Origin of the sequence: Streptomyces sp. NPDC058619 (assembly GCF_042717785.1) — a bacterium.
Lineage (GTDB): Bacteria > Actinomycetota > Actinomycetes > Streptomycetales > Streptomycetaceae > Streptomyces.
On record NZ_JBHXQN010000038.1, the window covers coordinates 1 to 19,775 of the forward strand.

Annotated in this window: 20 protein-coding genes and 1 pseudogene; 10 read left to right on the forward strand and 11 right to left on the reverse strand. The window is 71.8% G+C overall.

What is annotated here, in order from left to right:
• The first annotated feature begins 188 nt into the window (after window positions 1-188).
• Complete coding sequence (locus ACFWTC_RS28035; RefSeq protein ID WP_383932857.1) at window positions 189-1,343, forward strand: alpha/beta fold hydrolase; 1,155 nt, start codon at window positions 189-191, stop codon at window positions 1,341-1,343.
• Window positions 1,344-1,567: 224 nt separating this feature from the next.
• Here ACFWTC_RS28035 and ACFWTC_RS28040 read toward each other — a convergent pair whose 3' ends face one another.
• Window positions 1,568-2,452 carry a pentapeptide repeat-containing protein gene (locus ACFWTC_RS28040; RefSeq protein WP_384029015.1) on the reverse strand — a complete coding sequence of 295 codons (885 nt, stop codon included), beginning with the start codon at window positions 2,450-2,452 and terminating at the stop codon, window positions 1,568-1,570.
• A 2-nt stretch (window positions 2,453-2,454) separates the two neighbouring features.
• Window positions 2,455-3,006: a GNAT family N-acetyltransferase gene (locus ACFWTC_RS28045; RefSeq protein WP_383918210.1), complete on the reverse strand. Its 552-nt coding sequence runs from the start codon at window positions 3,004-3,006 to the stop codon at window positions 2,455-2,457.
• 64 nt (window positions 3,007-3,070) lie between these two features.
• Here ACFWTC_RS28045 and ACFWTC_RS28050 point away from each other — a divergent pair.
• The 5 genes and pseudogenes from ACFWTC_RS28050 (at window position 3,071) to ACFWTC_RS28070 (ending at window position 7,221) form a co-directional block, all read left to right on the forward strand.
• Window positions 3,071-3,678: pseudogene (locus ACFWTC_RS28050) on the forward strand (LysE family translocator).
• 51 nt (window positions 3,679-3,729) lie between these two features.
• Window positions 3,730-4,536, forward strand: coding sequence for a thioesterase family protein (locus ACFWTC_RS28055; RefSeq protein ID WP_384029017.1), 807 nt, complete (start codon window positions 3,730-3,732; stop codon window positions 4,534-4,536).
• A 139-nt stretch (window positions 4,537-4,675) separates the two neighbouring features.
• Window positions 4,676-4,849, forward strand: a complete 174-nt coding sequence (locus ACFWTC_RS28060) for a hypothetical protein (protein ID WP_383918216.1) — start codon at window positions 4,676-4,678, stop codon at window positions 4,847-4,849.
• Between the two features lie 419 nt (window positions 4,850-5,268).
• The gene (locus ACFWTC_RS28065; protein ID WP_383918219.1) at window positions 5,269-6,288 is read left to right on the forward strand and encodes an NlpC/P60 family protein; all 1,020 of its coding nucleotides are present in this window, start codon (window positions 5,269-5,271) and stop codon (window positions 6,286-6,288) included.
• Window positions 6,289-6,480: 192 nt separating this feature from the next.
• Window positions 6,481-7,221 (forward strand): phosphatase PAP2 family protein, encoded by a 741-nt coding sequence (locus tag ACFWTC_RS28070; RefSeq protein WP_383918221.1) that lies wholly within the window; start codon window positions 6,481-6,483, stop codon window positions 7,219-7,221.
• A 200-nt stretch (window positions 7,222-7,421) separates the two neighbouring features.
• Here the strand turns inward: ACFWTC_RS28070 and ACFWTC_RS28075 are convergent, their stop codons facing one another.
• Window positions 7,422-7,652: a hypothetical protein gene (locus tag ACFWTC_RS28075; RefSeq protein ID WP_383918224.1), complete on the reverse strand. Its 231-nt coding sequence runs from the start codon at window positions 7,650-7,652 to the stop codon at window positions 7,422-7,424.
• Between the two features lie 102 nt (window positions 7,653-7,754).
• Window positions 7,755-8,009: a hypothetical protein gene (locus ACFWTC_RS28080; RefSeq protein ID WP_384029019.1), complete on the reverse strand. Its 255-nt coding sequence runs from the start codon at window positions 8,007-8,009 to the stop codon at window positions 7,755-7,757.
• Window positions 8,010-8,140: 131 nt separating this feature from the next.
• Here ACFWTC_RS28080 and ACFWTC_RS28085 point away from each other — a divergent pair, with 131 nt between their 5' ends.
• Window positions 8,141-8,977 carry a hypothetical protein gene (locus ACFWTC_RS28085; protein WP_383918230.1) on the forward strand — a complete coding sequence of 279 codons (837 nt, stop codon included), beginning with the start codon at window positions 8,141-8,143 and terminating at the stop codon, window positions 8,975-8,977.
• A gap of 230 nt (window positions 8,978-9,207) precedes the next feature.
• On the forward strand, window positions 9,208-9,393 hold the full coding sequence (locus ACFWTC_RS28090; RefSeq protein WP_383918233.1) for a hypothetical protein: 186 nt from the start codon (window positions 9,208-9,210) through the stop codon (window positions 9,391-9,393).
• 136 nt (window positions 9,394-9,529) lie between these two features.
• Here the strand turns inward: ACFWTC_RS28090 and ACFWTC_RS28095 are convergent, their stop codons facing one another.
• The gene (locus ACFWTC_RS28095) at window positions 9,530-9,937 is read right to left on the reverse strand and encodes a metal-sensitive transcriptional regulator (protein ID WP_383918236.1); all 408 of its coding nucleotides are present in this window, start codon (window positions 9,935-9,937) and stop codon (window positions 9,530-9,532) included.
• A 195-nt stretch (window positions 9,938-10,132) separates the two neighbouring features.
• On the opposite strand from ACFWTC_RS28095, the gene ACFWTC_RS28100 reads away from it, so the two are divergent.
• Together ACFWTC_RS28100 and ACFWTC_RS28105 are read left to right on the forward strand one after the other, a co-directional pair.
• Window positions 10,133-10,753: a DUF47 domain-containing protein gene (locus tag ACFWTC_RS28100; RefSeq protein ID WP_267724386.1), complete on the forward strand. Its 621-nt coding sequence runs from the start codon at window positions 10,133-10,135 to the stop codon at window positions 10,751-10,753.
• A gap of 5 nt (window positions 10,754-10,758) precedes the next feature.
• Window positions 10,759-11,760 (forward strand): anion permease, encoded by a 1,002-nt coding sequence (locus ACFWTC_RS28105; RefSeq protein ID WP_383918238.1) that lies wholly within the window; start codon window positions 10,759-10,761, stop codon window positions 11,758-11,760.
• Window positions 11,761-11,903: 143 nt separating this feature from the next.
• On the opposite strand, the gene pstB is transcribed toward ACFWTC_RS28105, so the two are convergent.
• The 6 genes from pstB to ACFWTC_RS28135 all read right to left on the reverse strand — a co-directional run bounded on the left by pstB (window position 11,904) and on the right by ACFWTC_RS28135 (window position 19,498).
• Entirely contained in the window at window positions 11,904-12,680 is a 777-nt protein-coding gene (gene pstB / locus ACFWTC_RS28110; RefSeq protein ID WP_383918241.1) for a phosphate ABC transporter ATP-binding protein PstB, read from the reverse strand.
• A gap of 30 nt (window positions 12,681-12,710) precedes the next feature.
• Window positions 12,711-13,793 (reverse strand): phosphate ABC transporter permease PstA, encoded by a 1,083-nt coding sequence (gene pstA, locus ACFWTC_RS28115; RefSeq protein ID WP_383918244.1) that lies wholly within the window; start codon window positions 13,791-13,793, stop codon window positions 12,711-12,713.
• Window positions 13,793-14,782 (reverse strand): phosphate ABC transporter permease subunit PstC, encoded by a 990-nt coding sequence (gene pstC, locus ACFWTC_RS28120; protein ID WP_383918247.1) that lies wholly within the window; start codon window positions 14,780-14,782, stop codon window positions 13,793-13,795. The genes pstA and pstC overlap by 1 nt, the downstream gene beginning before the upstream one ends.
• Window positions 14,783-14,912: 130 nt before the next feature.
• Window positions 14,913-16,052: a phosphate ABC transporter substrate-binding protein PstS gene (gene pstS, locus ACFWTC_RS28125; RefSeq protein ID WP_384029021.1), complete on the reverse strand. Its 1,140-nt coding sequence runs from the start codon at window positions 16,050-16,052 to the stop codon at window positions 14,913-14,915.
• Between the two features lie 247 nt (window positions 16,053-16,299).
• Window positions 16,300-17,241, reverse strand: a complete 942-nt coding sequence (locus tag ACFWTC_RS28130) for a CHAD domain-containing protein (protein WP_383918253.1) — start codon at window positions 17,239-17,241, stop codon at window positions 16,300-16,302.
• Between the two features lie 4 nt (window positions 17,242-17,245).
• Window positions 17,246-19,498 (reverse strand): RNA degradosome polyphosphate kinase, encoded by a 2,253-nt coding sequence (locus tag ACFWTC_RS28135; RefSeq protein ID WP_383918256.1) that lies wholly within the window; start codon window positions 19,496-19,498, stop codon window positions 17,246-17,248.
• Window positions 19,499-19,775: the final 277 nt, after the last annotated feature.

Consider the following 19,775-nt stretch of genomic DNA (forward strand, 5'->3'; position numbering starts at 1 on the left):
TCCGCCGCTACGTCATCTGGCGAAACCGCCACGCCGACGACCGGCGCCTACGCGCCGTCGTCGACAGGGCAAACGTTGCCTGACGCGGCACTAGCGTCTGGCGGGCGTCTGGCGGTGCTGGTCGGTGCGTCCGTCCCGGCGGGTCTGCTCCGGGGGGCGTTGTCAGTGGGGTCCGGCAGGCTGGGGACATGACGACTCCGTGGACCCTTGCCGATATCGAGGCGGCCATCCGGGCGGGATGGTCGGCCGAGACCTGCTCGCCCGACGACGTGGAGCGCGCCCCCTGGACGGCCGACAATCCGGCCTGGGGGCACTGTGACATCACGGCCCTGCTCGTCCAGGACGTGGTCGGCGGCGAGCTGATGGTCGGCGAGGTCTGGCACGGCGGGGAGCGGCAGGGGTACCACTGCTGGAACGTGCTGCCCGGGGGGATACCCGTCGACCTGACCCGGGAGCAGTTCCGGCACGGGCAGACGGTGACGCCGGGGCGGCCGATGGGGAAGCGGCCCTCGGGGCGGCTGCCGAGGCGCTGGGAGGAGTACCAGCTGCTGCGGCGACGGGTCATCGACAAGCTGGGCCCGCTGCCGGGGGTGGTCGAGACGGCGGACGGCCGCCGGCTCGCCTATACGGACTTCGGCGGGGGCGGCGCTCCGCTGCTCGCGCTGCACGGGCACTTCCAGGACCGGCGGACCTTCGGGCGGCTGGCCCGCGAGGTGGGTCCGGCGTGGCGGGTGATCGCCCTCGACCAGCGGGGGCACGGGGACTCGGACCGCGCGGGGGACTACACGGGGGAGGGGTACGTGGCGGATGCCGCGGCCGTTCTGGAGCACCTGGGGCTGGGGCCGGCGGTGGTGCTGGGGCATGCGCTGGGCGGGGTCACGGCGTACCGGCTCGCGGCGCGGCGGCCGGAACTCGTACGGGCGGTGGTGGTCGAGGACATCGGGGCGGTGGTCGACGACGACGTGTCGTTCGCGCGGGACTGGCCGAGGCGGACCCGTACGCGGGCCGGGTTCCTGGCGGCGGTGGGGAGCGCGGCGCCGCACCTGGAGGGGTACCTGCGGGAGTACGCGGACGGGTGGGGTACCGGAGTCGAGGTGGAGGACGTGGTGGCGTCGCAACGGGGGCTGAACGGCGACCACTGGGGGGACTGGCTGGCGGTGCGGCGGCCGACGCTGCTGGTGCGGGGGGACCGGAGCGGGGTGCTGTCGGCGGAGCACGCGCGGGAGATGACGGTGCGGAGGGCGGGGGTGCGGCTGGTGGAGCTGCCGGCCGGGCACGCGGTGCACGCGGGGGATCCGGAGGGGTTCGTCGCTGCCGTGCGGGGGTTTTTGGCGCGGGTGTGACGTGTCCCGTCCGGGGGTCGGCTGGGCGGTGCGGTGCGGTGCCGGTGCCGGTGCTCGTGCCCCGGGTGGGCGGTTGTGCCCGGGGCGGTGGGAGGTGGGGCGGGGTTGCGGGGATCTGCCCCGGGCCCCGCGCCTCAATCGCCGGCGGGGCTGGAGGGGGGTCGGCGGGCTGGAGAGGGGTCGGTGGGGCTGGGAGGGGCTTCGCGGGGGGTGGGGCGGTGGGGTTAGGGCCAGTGGGTGGGGTGGGTGAGGGGGTGGGGGATGCGGGTGGAGGGGTTGCCGCGGGCCGCGTTCAGTTGGGGCTGGGTGAGGAAGAGCGCGTCGCGGAGGTCGGCGCCCCGGAGGTCCGCGTCGCGGAGGTCGGCGCCGATCAGGTCCGCCGAGCGGAGGTCGGCGTGGCTGAGGTCGGCGGCGATCAGGTAGGCACCGCGGAGGTTCGCGCCGCGCAGGTTCGAGCCGGAGAGCCGGGCGCCCATCAGGTCGGCGCCGCGGTGGTTCTTCGTGCGGCCCGGCACCTTCGCCCGTACGAGCTCGCTGGCCTTCAGGAGCAGCGTGTTGATCTCCTGGCGCAGGGCGCCCACGTCCAGGTCCGTGAGGGCGTCGGCGTCGGCGCGGGTCCACCGCTCGGTTGCGGCGAGGGCGCGGCGCAGGCCGGGGTGGACCGGGGCGGCGGCCGGGAGGGCCAGGGCCTCGGCGACGTAGGAGAGCAGCTCGTGGAGCTGCCGCATCACGGGGAAGACCTCGTACATCTGACGGGCGGTGCCGGGGTGGCCGCGCCAGTCGCGGCCCCCGAAGGTGACCTGGGAGACCTGCTGGCCCGCGCCGAAGCAGTCGAAGACCGTGCAGCCGCGGTAGCCCGAGTCGCGCAGCCGGGTGTGGACGCCGCAGCGGAAGTCCTGGCCGAGGTTCTTGCAGGGGGTGCCCGCGGGCTTGTTCGCGGCGAAGTCGCTGGACTTCGCGAAGGGGAGGGCGACGCAGCAGAGGGCGAAGCAGTTCGCGCAGTCGGCTTGCAGGAGCGGCAGGGCGGGCACCTCGGGCACGTCGGGGAGGCCGGGCACCTCGGGGAGGTCGGCGGAGCGCGGAGCAGGTGGTGTCGGCACGTCGTCCATTGTCACCTTTCGGACCGGGCGAGCCGCATCTCGTGAGCCGACCAGCGGACGCCGTCCACTTCCACGACGTCCTCGTCCACCCGCTCGGTCCGGAAGCCGAGCCGTTCGTACACGCGCAGGGCCGCCGTGTTGTGGGCCCAGACGCCGAGGCCGAGCTCCGGCACACCGTCCGGCTCGCCGAAGGCCCGCTCGACGACCAGGGACACCATCGCGGTGCCGAGTCCCCGGCCGCGGGCCGCTGGGGCGATCAGGATCCGGCCGAGGCGGATGCCCGCCAGTGAGGCGTGTCCGACGGGCTGCCCGTCGGGGGACAGGGCCGTCCAGGTGCGGCGGCCGGGCTCGGCGGCGTAGGAGGAGAGCTGTCCGTCGTCGAGGGGCCAGGAGAAGGCGGGGCCGACCCAGGTCATCAGCTCGGCGGGAGTGGTCACCCAGGAGCGGAGCAGCGTGATGTCGGCTGCGGGCCGGAAGGGGCGCAGGGAGAGGGGGAGCCGTGACGGGTGCGGGAGCCGTGGGGTCGGCGGGGGCTGATGCGGCTGCGGCGGCTGCGGGGGCACTCGGCAAGTATCCGGGGCCCGGCAGGGGTTGATCGTCGGAGGGAGGGACGGTGAGCATCCCTTCATGACAGAAGTGATCGCAGTCGCCGTCATCACCCTGCTCGCGGTGATCAGTCCCGGGGCGGATTTCGCCATGGTGGTCCGCAACAGCTACCTCTACGGGCGGCCCACGGGTCTGTTCGCGCCGCCGGGGTGGCGGCCGGTGTGCTCGTGCACGTCTCGTACACGATGCTCGGGGTCGGTCTGCTGATCGCCTCCTCCACCGCGCTGTTCACCGCGATCAAGCTGGCGGGCGCGGCCTATCTGGTGTGGATCGGGATCCGGACCTTCCGGGCGCCCGCCGAACTGACCGTCGACCTGGAGTCGAAGTCCGGGCTGACCCGGGCCGGGGCGCTGCGGTCCGGTTTTCTGACCAACGTGCTCAACCCGAAGACCACGCTGTTCGTCGTGTCGACGTTCACGCAGGTGGTCGGCCCGGACACCCTTGTGTGGCAACAGGCGGGCTACGGGCTGTTCATGTCGGTGGCGCACCTGGGCTGGTTCGGCGCGGTGGCGCTGTTCTTCTCGGACTCCCGGCTGCGCGACCGGATGCTGAGGGCGCAGAAGGCGTTGAACCGGGCGATCAGCTCGGTACTGGTGGGGCTGGGGGTGGGCCTGGGGTTCGCCCGCTGAGTCGGGGCGCGGGGGTGGTGCCCGGAGTTACCTCTCGGTAGCGTGCCCGGCATGAGTGCTGGCGCGAGTGCTGCCGAGGGGTTCTTCGAGCGGGTCGACGCGGGACGGTTCCTGGCCACGGAGTACACGCGCGGTCCGTGGGACCCGGGCGCGCAGCACGCGGGGCCGCCCGCCGCGCTGCTGGGGCGGGTCGTCGAGGAGCGGCCCGGTGCCCGGGAGGACATGCGGATCGCCCGCATCACGTACGAGATCCTGCGGCCGGTGCCGATCGGTGCGCTGGAGGTGACCACGAGCGTGCTGCGGGCGGGCCGGAGCACGGAGGTGGTGGAGGCGGCGCTCGTCCCGGCGGGCGCGACGCAGCCGGTGGTACTGGCGCGGGCGCTGCGGATCAGGGTGGCGCCGGAATCGGTGCCGGCCGTCGTCCCGGGGCCGGAGCTGCCGCCGCCGGGGGACGCGGGGGTGACGCCCTTCTTCCCCGTGCCGTGGGAGACGGGCTACCACTCGGCGATGGAGACCCGGTTCACCGAGGGCGCGTTCGTCGAGCGGGGGCCGGGCACCTGCTGGATGCGGATGAGGGTGCCGCTCGTCGCGGGGGAGGACGTCAGGCCGCTGGACCGGGTGCTGATCGCGGCGGACTCGGGCAACGGCATCAGCGCGGAGCTGGACTTCGCGCAATACGTCTTCGTCAACGGGGACCTCACGGTCCACCTGCACCGGCACCCGGTGGGCGAGTGGGCGTGCGTGGAGGCCCGTACGAGCGTGGACGCGGCCGGGATCGGGCTCGCGGACGCGCGGCTGCACGACGAGAAGGGGCCGATCGGCCGGAGCGCGCAGAGCTTGTTCGTCGCGCCGCGGTAGTCCTCAACGCCCTTGCCGCGCACCTCCTGGGCGCGCAGGGACCGCAGCTGATCGGCTTCGGGATCGCGCGGGGCGTCGGGTCGACGGCGCTGACGCAGGCCGGGCAGGTGCCGGGGACGCCGAGTACACGGCGCCGGAGGTGCTGCCGGGGGCGGTGGCCGGGGCGGCGGCGGACGTCTTCGCGCTGGGCGCGACGCCGGCGTACGCGGCGACGGGACGGCCGCCGTACGGGGCCGGGACGGCGGCCGGCATCGGGTGCCGGACGGTGCACGAGCCGGTGGACGTGGCGGGGGTGGACCGGCGGGGTTCCTGAGCGCTGCCGTGAACCTGTCGGACAGCTGGGACTCCGGCGACTACGTGGAGTTGACCTACCCGGACGACTTCCCGGGAGCCGTTCCGCTCGCCGGGGACCGGGGGACTGGACGGTGGTCTTCTATCGCGTCGAGGATGGGGCGGGGAGGACGGAGTAGAGGGAGAGGGCGGGGAGGACGGAGTAGAGGGAGAGGGCGGACAAGGCGGAGAAGCGCGAGGGCATTTCCTGCTCGGGATCCAACGTGGCCCGGTGAGCACTGGCAGCCGGACACCGCGCCCGACAGCGGGCCCGCGGGCCCGCGAACCCGGTCGCGGTGCCGGGCGGGTGGTTCCAAGTGGGCTAGTCCGATAGGCGACACGGTCAAATCACGTCGGAAAGCGGCAGCGATGGGGGAGGGTTGACGGGTGCGCAAATTCTGGATGGCGAGTGGGATCGGGTTGGGGCTCTGCCTGAGCTTCGTCGTGCTGCTCGTCGTGGGCACGTATTCGGCCGCGGCCGGTCTCGCGGGGGCGGGCTCGGGCGGTCGTGCGGTGGGGTTGGTCAAGGGGGCCGTGCCGGGGAAATACCAGGCGCTGGTGGAGAAGTGGGGCAACCTCTGCCCCGCCATCAACCCGGCGCTGCTCGCCGCGCAGCTCTACTCCGAGAGCGGCTGGAACCCGAACGCCGTGAGCCCGGCGGACGCGCGCGGCATCGCGCAGTTCATCCCGGGCACCTGGGCGGGCCACGGCATCGACGGGGACGGGGACGGGGACCGCGACATCTGGGACCCGAGCGACGCGATCCCCTCGGCGGCCTCGTACGACTGCGAACTCGCCAAGGACGTGGCGAGGGTGCCGGGTGACGCGACGTCGAACATGCTCGCCGCCTACAACGCGGGCGCGTACGCGGTGATCAAGTACGGCGGGGTCCCCCCGTACCGGGAGACGCAGGGCTACGTGAAGACGATCACGACCCTCGCCAAGAGCTTCGCCCGCCCCGTCGGCCGGGTCGCGCCCTCCCAACAGGCTGCGGGCGCCATCTACTTCGCGCAGAAGCAGCTCGGTACGCCGTATCTGTGGGGCGGCAACGGGACGCCCGACCAGGACGGCCGGTTCGACTGTTCGGGGCTGACGAAGGCCGCGTACGAGACGGTGGGGATCGAGCTGCCGCGCGTGGCGAACGACCAGTACAACGCCGGTCCGCACCCCTCGCGGGCCGAACTCCTCCCCGGCGACCTGGTGTTCTTCTCTGATGATCTGACGAATTCGCGGGAGATCCGCCACGTCGGGCTCTACGTGGGCGGCGGTTACATGATCAACGCTCCGTTCACCGGCGCCGTGATCCGCTTCGACAAGATCGACACCCCCGACTACTTCGGCGCGACGCGCGTGACGAAGGATGGTGCGCAGGCCCTCCCGGAGCGCGCCGCGGCGAGCGGGGCGCCCGGCAACTCTCCGTGAGGTCCAGGCCCTGAGCTGCGACGATGAGTCACTCTTCGATAACGTTGGGGTGATCATTCGGTGGAGAGTGGAACGTGGTCGCCAGAACGGGCGTTCCATGGGCACGGGGGCTGATCAACCGGGGGGCGAACGGGTGCGCACAGGGGCGCGCCCACGGGGGAACCCGCCGCAACAGCAAGGGGCCGCGTCGCCATGGCTGGACTCACGACCGGTGGGCCGAATGTGGATGTCAGCCTGCTGTACGGGATCAACTCCCTGGCCCGGCAGGCCCCGGGCTGGTGCGACCGGGCGGTGAGCCTGGCCGGCGAGTACGGGATTCCGCTCGCCCTGGTGCTCCTGGTCCTGTGGTGCTGGCGCGGTGCGCGCCGGCAGGACGAGGCCACGGCCGCCGAGTCGTTCGCCGCGCTCGTGTGGGCCCCGCTGGCCGCCGGGCTGGCGCTCCTCCTCAACGCGCCGCTGCGTGAATTCGTCGGGCGGCCGCGGCCGTTCCGGCAGCACGAGGGGCTGCAGGTCCTCGACCCCGGCCCCGGGACGGGCCTCGCGACGGGGCTGGCCAGGACGGACTTCTCCTTCGTCAGCGACCACGCCACCCTCGCCATGGCCCTGGGCGTCGGGCTGTTCGTGGCCCACCGGAGGATCGGGCTCGTCGGGATCGGCCTCGCCCTCGTGGAGGGCTTCTGCCGCGTGTACACGGGCGTCCACTACCCGACCGACGTCATCGGCGGTTTCGCGCTCGGCACCGCCGTCGTCCTGGTGCTCGCGCCGCCGGCGCTGGCGCTGCTGACCCCGGTGGTGGGGGCGGTGAACCGCTCCGCGCGCGTCGGGTGGCTCGTACGGTCCAAGCTGCGGGCGGTGCCGCTGGCGGTGGACCTGACGCAGGCCCAGACCCCGCCGGCGGGGCAGCGCCCGCACGAGAGCGACCTCGCCGCCTGAGCGGTACGTGACGCCGAGCGGCGCCCGAGCCGTCCGAGACGCGCGGGCAGCCGCGGCCGGCGTACGGAGACGGATACAGGTACGGGTACGGGTTCACGCGTGGGCGAACGTGTTCCACGCGGTCAGCAGCGCGGCCGCCACCAGGCACAGCGCGGCCGCCCCGAAGCAGACGCGCACCGCAGTGGGCCGCGGCCGTGGCCTCACGGGTCGCCGTTCTCGTCGCGCCCGGAGGCGTCCTCGTCGCGGCGGTAGCGGGAGCGCAGCCACAGCCCGGTGGCCACCGCCGCGGCCGTGGTGAGCCCGACCGCCAGGGCCACGTCCCCGGGGCCGTCCGCCGTGCCCACGGGCCGCGCCCAGGCCGTGGCGGCGGGCGCGGAGGCGAGGAGCAGGGCCCAGAAGAGGGCGGCGAGGCGGGCTGCGGGACCTGGCATGAGTCAAGGGCATACGGTCCGGCCCGCACCGGCCAGCCGGGCCGTCCGAACGGGCGACACGCCCGGGGACGGGGCACGCAGACCGGCCGTGCGCCGACGGGCCTACCCCGCCGTGTGGCGGGTGGCGTCCTTGCGGGCCAGATCGCGGGAGCGGCGGGCCGGCCCGGTCCAGCCGCAGGTGCAGACGGCCAGGCAGAACGAGCCGCGTTCGGTGGTGGAGGCGGTGTGGCCGGAGGCCGGATCCGGCGACCGGGGGTGCTGCGGGGGCCCGGCGGCCTCCGCGAGCGCCGGTCTGGTCCGGGGGAGGGGTACGGAGGCAAGCGGAGGGACCGGGGTCGCTTCGGTGTGCGGTTCCACGCCTCCACGGTACCCGCGGTGGGCACGGGCCGGGGACGCGAGCGGGCCGTGACGGGAAACCCCGGACCTCGTTAACCGGAGCGGGTGGGGCCTCGGGCAAACAGCGGTCATGCGTTGGGGGTTGGCAGGCGATGGTGGTGCACCAGCACAGGCGGCGGCGCGGACGCGCGGGTGAGGCGCTGCTCGCGGTCGGCGTCTCGCTGGCGGTCGTGGTGACGGGCGGGTGCGGGGGCCCCGCCCGCGGCAGTGACGACGGGCCTCCCGCGGACCCGGAGGCCGTGGTCCGCGGAGCGGCCGACGTGCTGACGAGGTCCGGCAGCGCCCGGGTCCGTACGGCCATGGAGATGGCCACCGGCGGCACCCGGGTCACGATCCGCGGCGAGGGCGGGGTCGACTTCACGAACCGGATGGGCCAGCTGCTGGTCATGCTCCCGGCCGACGTGAAGGGCCAGGCGGACCACCGGCCGATCACCGAGCTGCTGGTGCCGGGCGCGCTCTACATGAAGAACCGGGGCGCGGGGGTGCCCGCCGACAAGTGGGTACGGGTCGACACGACCACCCTCGCCGACGGGAACCTGGTGACCGGAGGAGCCACCGATCCGCTGGTCGCGGCGGAGCTGCTGCGGGGCGCGCGGGAGGTGACGTACGTCGGGGAGACCGAGGTGGCGGGCACCAGGGTGCGGCACTACCGGGGGACCACGGACATCGCGCGGGCGGCCGGAAGCGCGTCGGCGGGGGTGCGGGGGGCGCTGGAGGCGGCGGCGAAAGGGTTCAGCAAGGACGCGGTGCCGTTCGACGCGTACCTGGACGCCGAGGGGCGGTTGCGGAAGGTTCGCCACCGGTTCACGTACGTCAACAATGGCGTGATCGATGTCTCGTCGACGACGCTCCTGTACGGGTTCGGAACGCCGGTGACCGTCGTATTGCCCCCGAGCGGGGACATTTACGCCGGGAAGATCGCCGAATAGCCGGGTGGGCGGGCTCGTGGCGGCGCGATCGGGCCATGCCGGGTATCCGGAAATGGTCCATCCGTGTCATGCGGGGGGAGGCGGGGCCTCCCTAGGCTGGGAGGGCGGCCGCCGGCGGGTCGGGCGGGTGCCGGTGAACGGCGGGCGACGAGTCGTGAGCGGCGAGCCGTGAGTTGTGAGCCGTGAGTTGTGAGCCGTGAGTTGTGAGTTGTGAGTTGTACTGATGGTCGATGTCCGTATGGCGAAAGATCGGGGTGACGTGCGTGACTCCCGCAGGCTGTAAGACGGTGCAGGACCACGTGGCGCTCGCCGAGATCGAACTGTGCGGTGAGCTGATCATCGCGGCGTCGGCGGCCGTCGAGGAGCGGTTGAGTCAGGACCGCATCGACGAGGTGCTGATGGGGGTCGGGCTCTAGCCGGTCGGGCCGGGGCCCGTCCCCGTTCCCCCTGAGCCGCCGCGGCGCCGGCGCGCGAGCGGCCCCCGGCTGCGCCCGGGCCGCCCGAGGCTCCGCCCCGGACCCCGCGCCTCAAACGCCGGCGAGGCTGGATCGGTCAGGTGCGGAGGAGGCGGGCGATGGCCTTCGTGGCTTCCTCGACCTTGGCGTCGATCTCCGCGCCGCCCTTGACCGCCGCGTCGGCGACGCAGTGGCGCAGGTGCTCCTCCAGCAGCTGGAGGGCGAAGGACTGCAGGGCCTTCGTGCTCGCGGAGACCTGGGTGAGTATGTCGATGCAGTAGACGTCCTCGTCGACGAGGCGCTGGAGGCCGCGGATCTGGCCCTCGATCCGGCGCAGCCGCTTGAGGTGCTCGTCCTTCTGGTGGTGGTAGCCGTGGACGGTGCCGCCTTCGTGCGGCGGGGCGGCGGGAGCGCCGGTGCCGAATCCGGGGGTGCCGGATTCGGAGGTGCCGGATGCGGCGGTGCCGGACTCGGCTCCCGGGCCCTCCGTCTCGATGGTCGTCATGCGTCCTCCCGTGGTCCTGGCCTGAGGGATGCATACCCCTCATGGGTATAAGATACCGGGCCCCCGACGCGGAAACAGGGGTCCGTGACCCTCACTCTGCCTGATGGAGGACACTGGGGAACGGCCGGTTAGCCGTGGCCGGGGGATGCGCCTAGCATCAGCCTGACCGAATCCAATGCACCCCGAGGACCTCACGTGCGATTTCGTCTGACCCCCAGGGAGACGAGCTTCTACGACATGTTCGCCGCATCCGCGGACAACATCGTCACGGGCTCGAAGCTCCTGATGGAACTGCTCGGAGCGGACTCATCCGCCCGGGTCGAGATCGCGGAGCGGATGCGGGCTGCGGAGCACGCGGGGGACGACGCCACCCACGCGATCTTCCACCAGCTGAACTCCTCCTTCATCACGCCGTTCGACCGCGAGGACATCTACAACCTCGCCTCGTGCCTCGACGACATCATGGACTTCATGGAAGAGGCGGTCGACCTGGTCGTCCTCTACAACGTGGAGGAACTGCCGAAGGGCGTCGAGCAGCAGATCGAGGTACTGGCGCGCGCGGCGGAGCTGACCGCCGAGGCCATGCCGCACCTGCGGACGATGGACAACCTGACGGAGTACTGGATCGAGGTCAACCGCCTCGAGAACCAGGCCGACCAGATCCACCGCAAGCTGCTCGCCCAGCTCTTCAACGGCAAGTACGACGCCATGGAGGTGCTGAAGCTCAAGCAGATCGTCGACGTGCTCGAAGAGGCGGCCGACGCGTTCGAGCACGTTGCGAACACGGTGGAGACCATCGCGGTCAAGGAGTCCTGAACCTCGTGGACACCTTCGCCCTGATCGTGACCATCGGTGTCGCGCTCGGCTTCACGTACACCAACGGTTTCCACGACTCCGCGAACGCGATCGCCACCTCGGTCTCGACCCGCGCGCTGACGCCGCGGGCCGCGCTCGCGATGGCGGCGGTGATGAACCTCGCCGGTGCCTTCATGGGCAGCGGGGTCGCCAAGACGGTCAGCGAGGGCCTGATCGAGACGCCCCACGGGAACCGGGGCATGTGGATCCTGTTCGCGGCGCTGGTCGGCGCGATCGTGTGGAACCTGATCACCTGGTACTTCGGCCTTCCCTCGTCCTCCTCGCACGCGCTGTTCGGCGGCATGGTCGGTGCGGCCCTCGCGGGCGGCACGGAGGTCATCTGGTCCGGTGTTCTCGACAAGGTCGTCATCCCGATGTTCGTCTCACCGGTGGTCGGCCTGGTCGTCGGCTACCTGGTGATGGTGGCCATCCTGTGGATGTTCCGCCGGGCCAACCCGCACAAGGCCAAGCGCGGCTTCCGCATCGCGCAGACCGTCTCCGCGGCCGGCATGGCGCTGGGCCACGGCCTCCAGGACGCGCAGAAGACGATGGGCATCGTGATGATGGCCCTGGTCATCGCCGATGTGCAGGGGGCCGGCGACGCGATCCCGATCTGGGTCAAGATCGCGTGTGCCGTGATGCTGTCGCTGGGTACGTACGCCGGTGGCTGGCGCATCATGCGCACCCTCGGACGCAAGATCATCGAGCTGGACCCGCCGCAGGGCTTCGCGGCGGAGACCACCGGTGCCTCGATCATGTTCGGCTCGGCGTTCCTCTTCCACGCTCCGATCTCCACCACCCACGTGATCACCTCAGCGATCATGGGTGTCGGCGCGACCAAGCGGATCAACGCGGTCCGCTGGGGCGTCGCGAAGAACATCATCCTGGGCTGGTTCATCACCATGCCGGCGGCGGCCCTGGTCGCCGCGGTCAGTTTCTGGATCGTGAACCTGGCCTTCGTCTCCTAGGCCGTCCGACAGGACGCCCGGTCGGAGCACCCGATCCACGAAAGTGGGCCGGCTCCCCCCACCCAGGGGGAGCCGGCCCTTTTCCTTTCGCCCCGCGGTGGCACCGCCATGCAGCACCGCGGGACGTTCACGCCCAACCCGGTCTAGCCGAAGCGGCCCGAGATGTAGTCCTCGGTCGCCTGCACGGACGGGTTGGAGAAGATGCGGTCGGTGTCGTCGAGCTCGATGAGCTTTCCGGGCTGGCCGACCGCCGAGAGGTTGAAGAACGCGGTGCGGTCCGAGACGCGGGCCGCCTGCTGCATGTTGTGCGTCACGATGACGATCGTGAAGCGCTCCTTGAGCTCGCCGATCAGGTCCTCGATGGCGAGGGTGGAGATCGGGTCGAGCGCCGAGCAGGGTTCGTCCATCAGCAGGACCTGGGGCTCGACCGCGATGGCGCGGGCGATGCACAGGCGCTGCTGCTGACCGCCGGAGAGGCCGGAGCCGGGCTTGTTCAGGCGGTCCTTGACCTCGTTCCAGAGGTTGGCGCCCTTGAGGGACTTCTCGACGACGTCGGACAGCTCGGACTTCTTGAAGCTGCCGTTCAGCCGCAGGCCCGCCGCCACGTTGTCGAAGATCGACATGGTGGGGAAGGGGTTCGGGCGCTGGAAGACCATGCCGACCGTGCGGCGGACCGCGACCGGGTCGACGCCGGGACCGTACAGGTTCTCGTCGTCCAGGAGGACCTTGCCCTCGACGCGGCCGCCGGGGGTGACCTCGTGCATGCGGTTGAGGGTGCGCAGGAAGGTGGACTTGCCGCAGCCGGAGGGGCCGATGAAGGCGGTCACCGAGCGGGGTTCCACGGTCATCGAGATGTCGTCGATGGCCTTGTGGCCGCCGTAGAAGGCGGAGAGGCCGCTGACGTCGATTCGCTTGGCCATGAGGGGTCACTTCGCTTTCGGAGAGTCGCGTCAGCGACCGGTCTTCGGGGCCTTCCAGCGGGCGATGCCGCGAGCCACCAGGTTCAGGATCATGACGAAGGCGATCAGGACGAGCGCTGCGGCCCATGCCCGGTCGTAGGAGGCTTCACTGCCGACCTTGTACTGCTCCCAGATGTACAGCGGGAGCGAGGACTGGGCGCCTTCGAAGGGGTTGTTGTTGATCAGCTGGGTGCCGAAGACCAGAAGCATGATCGGCGCGGTCTCGCCGGCGATGCGGGCGACGGCCAGCATCACGCCGGTGGCGATGCCGCCGATGGCCGTGGGGAGCACGACCTTGAGGATCATGCGCCACTTCGGTACGCCGAGGGCGAGGGCCGCCTCGCGCAGCTCGTTCGGGACGAGCTTGAGCATCTCCTCGGTGGAGCGGACCACGACCGGCATCATCAGGATCGACAGGGCCATCGCGCCTGCGAAGCCGGAGGGGCCGAAGCCGAGCATCAGGTTCCAGGTCGTCAGGATGAACAGGCCCGCGACGATCGAGGGGATGCCCGTCATGACGTCGACGAAGAAGGTGACGGCCTTGGCGAGTCCGCCCCGGCCGTACTCGACCAGGTAGACGGCGGTCAGCAGGCCGATCGGTGCGGCGATCAGCGTCGCGAGGGCGACCTGCTCCAGGGTGCCGAGGAGGGCGTGGTAGACGCCGCCGCCCTCTTCGAAGCTGGTCACGCCGTTCATGGAGTGGCCGAGGAAGTCCCCGTCGAGCACCTTGACGCCGCGGCTGATGGTGGTCCACATCAGGGAGAGCAGCGGGATGACGGCGAGGACGAAGCAGACCCACACGAGGGAGGTCGCGACGCGGTCCTTGGCCTGGCGGCGGTTCTCCACCACCGCGCTGGCGGTGTACGTGATCGCGACGAACAGCAGGGCGGCGATCAGACCCCACTGGATCTTGCTGTGGAGGCCGAAGACGAGGCCGGTGCCGCAGCCGAGGGCGACCGCGAGGACGCCGATGGCGGCCGGAGCCCAGCGGGGCAGGCCGCCTCGGGTGAGGCTGTCGGGGGCGGCGGACTTCGGGGCCCGGACGGGCCGCTGGTCCTGGAGTGCGTGGCTCATCAGGCGTTCGCCCCCGAGAATTCCTTGCGACGGGCGATGATCAGGCGCGCCGCGCCGTTGACCAGCAGGGTGAGCAGGAAGAGGACCAGGCCGGAGGCGATCAGGGCGTCGCGGCCGAACTCGTTGGCCTCGTCGAACTTCGCGGCGATGTTCTGCGCGAAGGTGCCGCCGCCCGGGTCCAGGACGTGGAACGAGATCAGGAAGCTCGGCGAGAGGACGGTCGCCACGGCCATGGTCTCGCCGAGCGCGCGGCCGAGGCCGAGCATCGAGGCGGAGATGACGCCGGAACGGCCGAAGGGCAGCACCGACATCCGGATGACCTCCCAGCGGGTCGCGCCGAGGGCCAGGGCGGCCTCCTCGTTCATGCGCGGGACCTGGAGGAAGACCTCGCGGCTGACGCTGGTCACGATCGGCAGGATCATGATCGCGAGCAGGATGCCGACGGTGAACAGGGAGCGGGCGACGCTGACCTGGGTGCGCTCGAAGACGTACGTCCAGCCCAGGTACTCGTCCAGCCAGAGGTTCAGGCCGTTCAGCTGCGGTACGAGGAAGAGGGCGCCCCAGATGCCGTAGATGATCGAGGGCACGGCGGCCAGCAGGTCGACCACGTAGGCGAGGGGTGCGGCCAGCTTGCGCGGCGCGTAGTGCGAGATGAACAGGGCGATGCCGACGGCGATCGGAACCGCGATGACCATCGCGATGATCGAGCTGACGACGGTGCCGAAGAGCAGGACGGCGATGCCGAAGACGGGCGGGTCGGCCGACGCGTTCCAGTCGAAGGTGGTGAGGAAGTTCCCCTCGTTCTTCGACAGGGCGAGGACCGCACGGTAGGTGAGGAAGGCGGCGATCGACGCCATGATCACCAGGAGCAGGATGCCGGAGCCCTTGGAGAGCCCCGCGAAGATCTTGTCACCGGCGCGGCCGGTGGACCTCTCGCTCCTGGAGACAGGCGGAGCCGTGTCTATCGGGGTGGGTGTGGTGGAAGCCATGGTCTTTCCGGTCTGTGGGAGGGCGAGGCCCCCTGGCGGCGGTGCACCGGATTCCCCCGGGTGAAGGGGAGGGTCCCGGGGCCGGTCCGCCGCCCCGGACGGGGGGAGCGGACCGGCCTCGGGGTCTTGATCAGGAGAGCGAGGCGATGACTTCGCGGACCTTGGCGTTGATCTCGGCGGGGATCGGCGCGTAGCCGTTCTCCAGGAGGACCTTCTGGCCGGCGTCCGAGGCGGTGTAGTTCAGGAAGGACTTGACCGTCGGCAGGGTCTCGGCCTTGTTGCCCTTGTCGCAGACGACCTCGTACGTCACCAGGACGATCGGGTACGCGCCCTCGGCCTTGGTGGTGTAGTCGAGCTTCAGCGCCAGGTCGGAGCCGGTGCCGGAGATCTTGGCGGCGGCGATGGCCTTGGAGGCGTTCTCACCGGTGGCCGGGACCGGGGCGGCGGCGCCCGTGTTCAGGTCGACCGTCTTGATGTTCTGCGAGCTGGCGTAGGAGAGCTCGAAGTAGCCGATCGCACCGTCGACCTGCTTGACCTGGGTGGCGACGCCCGAGGAGCCGGAGGCGCCGAGGCCGCCCGGGGCGGCCCACTTCTTCGCGGCCTCGTGCGGCCAGGCGTCGGGCGCGGCGGCCTTGAGGTACTTGGTGAGGTTCTCGGTGGTGCCCGAGTCCTCGGAGCGGTGGAAGTGCTGGATGGCGGTGGGGGGAAGCGTGATGCCGGGGTTCAGCTTCTTGATCGCCTCGTCGTCCCACTTCTTGATCTTGTCGTTGAAGATGTTGGCGATCGCGGCGGCGTCGAGGTTCAGCTTGTCGACGCCCGCGACGTTGAAGCCGAGGGCGATGGGGCCGCCGACCATCGGCAGGTCGATGCCCTGGCCGCCGGTGCAGATCTTCTTGGACTCCTCGACCTGCTCCGGCTTCAGCGCGGAGTCGGAGCCGGCGAAACCGACGGTGCCCTGGTTGAAGGCGACGATGCCCTCGCCGGAGGAGGAGGACTTGTAGTTCACCTCGACGCCGGTGCAGGCGGCCATGTAGTTCTTCACCCACAGGTCGACCGCGTTCTTCTGCGCGGACGAGCCCGAGGCCAGGAGCTTGCCCTTGGCCCCGTCGCACTTGATGTCACCCGCGGCGGCGGTCGACGGCTTGCCGCTGGCGGAGCCGCTGTCCTTCGTGTTGTCGTCCGAGCCGCACGCCGTGAGGACCAGGGCGCCGGACACGACGAGCGCCCCGAGGGCGGAGGCACGAAGCCGGTTCTTGCGCTGAAGCTTCACTTTCGGGTGTTCCTTCCAGAAGCCGCCGGCCGCTTTCTGTGTCGGGGCGGCGTGCGAAGAGGACTGCTACGTCGGTGTGCCCGGCCGGACCGCCTGACCTGCGGGCGTTCGCACCGTGCACCACCGAAATTAGGCCGGACAGGTGAAGTGGCCGACCGGTGCGAGTGAACGGACGGTGAACCGTGGCGGACGACCCGGTGCGTTCGGGCCGGAACGCACCCTGGCGTAAGTATCCGTTATTCGTCCGTTACCTCGCCCGCGGCGCGACCGCGGGTTCCGGCAGCCAGACGTGACGGAAGGCGGCGCGGGCCGCCCCTGCCGCGTGCCGCTGGTCCGCGTGCAGCACCCCCAGGGCGTACGCCGTGGCCGGGGCTATGCGCGGGGTCCGGGCCGCCGTGGCCGAGGCGGCGGCGGCCTCGGCGGCGTCGCGGTGGCAGTCCAGGGCCTCGCCCGCGGCGGCCGCCCGGGCCACGTCCTCGCCGAGCGCCTCGCGGGCGTACCGGTGGATCCGGAGCAGGCGGCGCACCTCGTGCCAGAGCCCGTCGTGGTCCGCGTCGTACGGGTGCCCGCCGTCGACCGGGGGCAGCGCCGCGACCGCCGCCGACAGGCGGGTTTCGGCCACCGCCGCGAGCGGGAGCAGGACCTCCTCGACCCGTCCCCGGGCCGCGACGGGGTCCAACGGGACGTCCGAGGCCAGGACGGCCACCGCGTCCGCCACCGCGTGGAAGCGTGCGGAACCGAGCGCCTGGAGGGTGGCCGAGTGGGCGCGCGTACGGGCGAGGGTCAGCTGGCGCTCCAGGAGTGCGCCGGCGCGCGCGGAGCCGACCGTGAGCGCTCCCGCCGAGGCGCCGCGCGGGGCGGGGACCTCGGGGGAGCCCGAGAGCCGGTGCAGGGCGTCCATCAGCCGGGTCAGCCGGGCGGCGTACGCGTGCTCGTGCGCCAGGGTCGAGGACAGCCACACCAGCTCGGTGCGCAGCCCGTCGGCCCAGGCGGACTCGGTCACCACGCGGAAGGTCGCCAGGGAGCCGCTGATGCGGCGCGCGGCCCCTCGAAGGCCGCGCGCCGCCTCGGAGCGGCCGGTGGAGTCGGCGCCGTTCGCCGGGCTCTCGTCGTGCAGGCGCAGTCCGCGCAGGAAGGCGGTGGCCTGGGAACGCAGGAACGCGGCGAGCACGTCACCCGCGCCCGCCATCGGGTCATGGTTTGGCTGAGCCACGCCGGCGCCTCCGGGCGTCTATGAGCATCTCCTGTACGTGCCGCAGCGGCTGGCCCTCGGAGTCCGTGCTGTGCCGGGTCCATTCGCCGTCCGGGCCCAGGTGCCAGGAGGAGGTGGCGTCGGACATGCCGGTCTCCAGCATCCGGTCCAGTGCCGCGCGGTGGGCCGGGTCGGCGACCCTGACCAGTGCCTCGATGCGGCGGTCGAGGTTGCGGTGCATCATGTCGGCGCTGCCGATCCACACCTCGGGCTCGCCGCCGTTGCCGAAGGCGAAGACCCGGGAGTGCTCCAGGAAGCGGCCGAGGACCGAGCGGACCCGGATGTTCTCCGAGAGCCCGGGGACACCGGGCCGCACCGCGCAGATGCCGCGGACCCAGATGTCGACCGGCACGCCCGCCTGGGCGGCCCGGTAGAGGGAGTCGATGAGGGCCTCGTCGACGATCGAGTTCATCTTGAGGCGCACGTACGCCGGGCGGCCGGCCCGGTGGTGGTCGGCCTCCTTGTCGATCCGCGCGATCAGCCCGTCGCGCAGCGAGCGCGGGGCGACGATCAGCCGGCGGTAGGTCTCGCGCCGCGAGTAGCCGGACAGCCGGTTGAAGAGGTCGGAGAGGTCCGCGCCGACCTGCGGGTCCGCGGTGAGCAGGCCGAGGTCCTCGTAGAGCCGGGCGGTCTTGGGGTGGTAGTTGCCGGTGCCGACGTGGGAGTAGCGGCGCAGCTGGTCGCCCTCCTGGCGGACGACGAGCGACAGCTTGCAGTGCGTCTTGAGGCCGACCAGCCCGTACACGACGTGGCAGCCGGACTCCTCCAGCTTGCGCGCCCACTTGATGTTGGCCCGCTCGTCGAAGCGGGCCTTGATCTCGACGAGCACGAGGACCTGCTTGCCGGCCTCGGCGGCGTCGATCAGGGCGTCCACGATCGGGGAGTCGCCGGAGGTGCGGTACAGCGTCTGCTTGATCGCGAGTACGTCCGGGTCGGCGGCGGCCTGCTCCAGGAAGGCCTGCACCGAGGTGGAGAAGGAGTCGTACGGGTGGTGCAGCAGCACGTCCCGCTCGCGCAGCGCCGCGAAGATGTCGGGGGCGGAGGCGGACTCGACCTCGGCGAGGTCCCGGTGGGTGCCGCCGACGAACTTCGGGTACTTCAGCTCCGGCCGGTCCAGCGAGGCGATCCCGAAGAGGGCGGTCAGGTCGAGCGGGCCGGGCAGCGGGTAGACCTCGGAGGAGTTGACCTTCAGCTCCTGCACGAGGAGGTCCAGCACCCCCGGGTCGATGGACTCCTCGACCTCCAGGCGGACCGGCGGCCCGAAGCGGCGCCGCATGAGCTCCTTCTCCAGGGCCTGCAGGAGGTTCTCGGCGTCGTCCTCCTCCACTTCCAGGTCCTCGTTGCGGGTCACGCGGAACATGTGGTGCGCGAGCACCTCCATGCCGGGGAACAGCTCCTCCAGGTGCGCGGCGATGACGTCCTCCAGCGGGACATAGCGCTGCGGGGAGGCCTCCAGGAAGCGGGAGAGGAGCGGCGGGACCTTGACCCGGGCGAAGTGGCGGTGGCCGCTGACGGGGTTGCGCACGACGACGGCCAGGTTGAGGGACAGGCCGGAGATGTACGGGAAGGGGTGCGCGGGGTCCACGGCCAGCGGGGTCAGCACCGGGAAGATCTGGTTCCGGAACAGTGTGAAGAGGCGGGCCTGCTCCTTCTCCGTGAGGTCGGGCCAGCGGATGAGGTGGACGCCCTCCTCGGCCAGCGCCGGGCAGATGTCCTGCTGGAAGCAGGCGGCGTGGCGGGCCATGAGCTCGCGCGAGCGCGTCCAGATCAGGTCCAGCACCTCGCGGGGCTGCAGGCCGGAGGCCGAACGGGTGGCGACTCCGGTCGCGATGCGCCGTTTGAGGCCGGCGACCCGGACCATGAAGAACTCGTCAAGGTTGCTGGCGAAGATCGCCAGGAAGTTCGCGCGCTCCAGCAGGGGCGTCGTCGGGTCCTCGGCGAGCTCCAGCACCCGCTCGTTGAAGGCCAGCCAGCTGCGCTCGCGGTCGAGGAAGCGGCCCGGTGGCAGCTCGCCGCCGTCCTTGTCGTCGTAGGCGTCCAGGTCGGAGTCGAGATCGGGTTCGAGATCGACGTGCGGGCGGTGCGCGGAGATGGAACCTATCCGTGCGTGCGCGCCCGTGACGGAGGCGGGGGACGTGTGGGACGGGTGCTGGGCGGGGACCTCGGTGGGGCCCGCGCTGGACTGGTGGCTCATGGCTCCATTCTTCCGTGCAAGCGGCAGGACAGGCGCGTCGGACGTGTCGGCCGTCAGTCGGAGTCGGGGCTGCATGCCGGGAGGGTCGCAAGCGCGTCTTAATGCCCGGTGAATGGCGTGTGGCTTCCCGGGTCCGGCTGGCGCACGAGTCGCTTGCGCGGGGCGGGCCGGGTCCCGGGCGGGGCTTGGGGGTACGGGGTCCCGTGCCGGGGCCCGTGCGGGGCTCCGGGGGGTGGCGGGGGCCGTGCCGGGTTCCGTGCGGCGCCGTTGCCGGGGC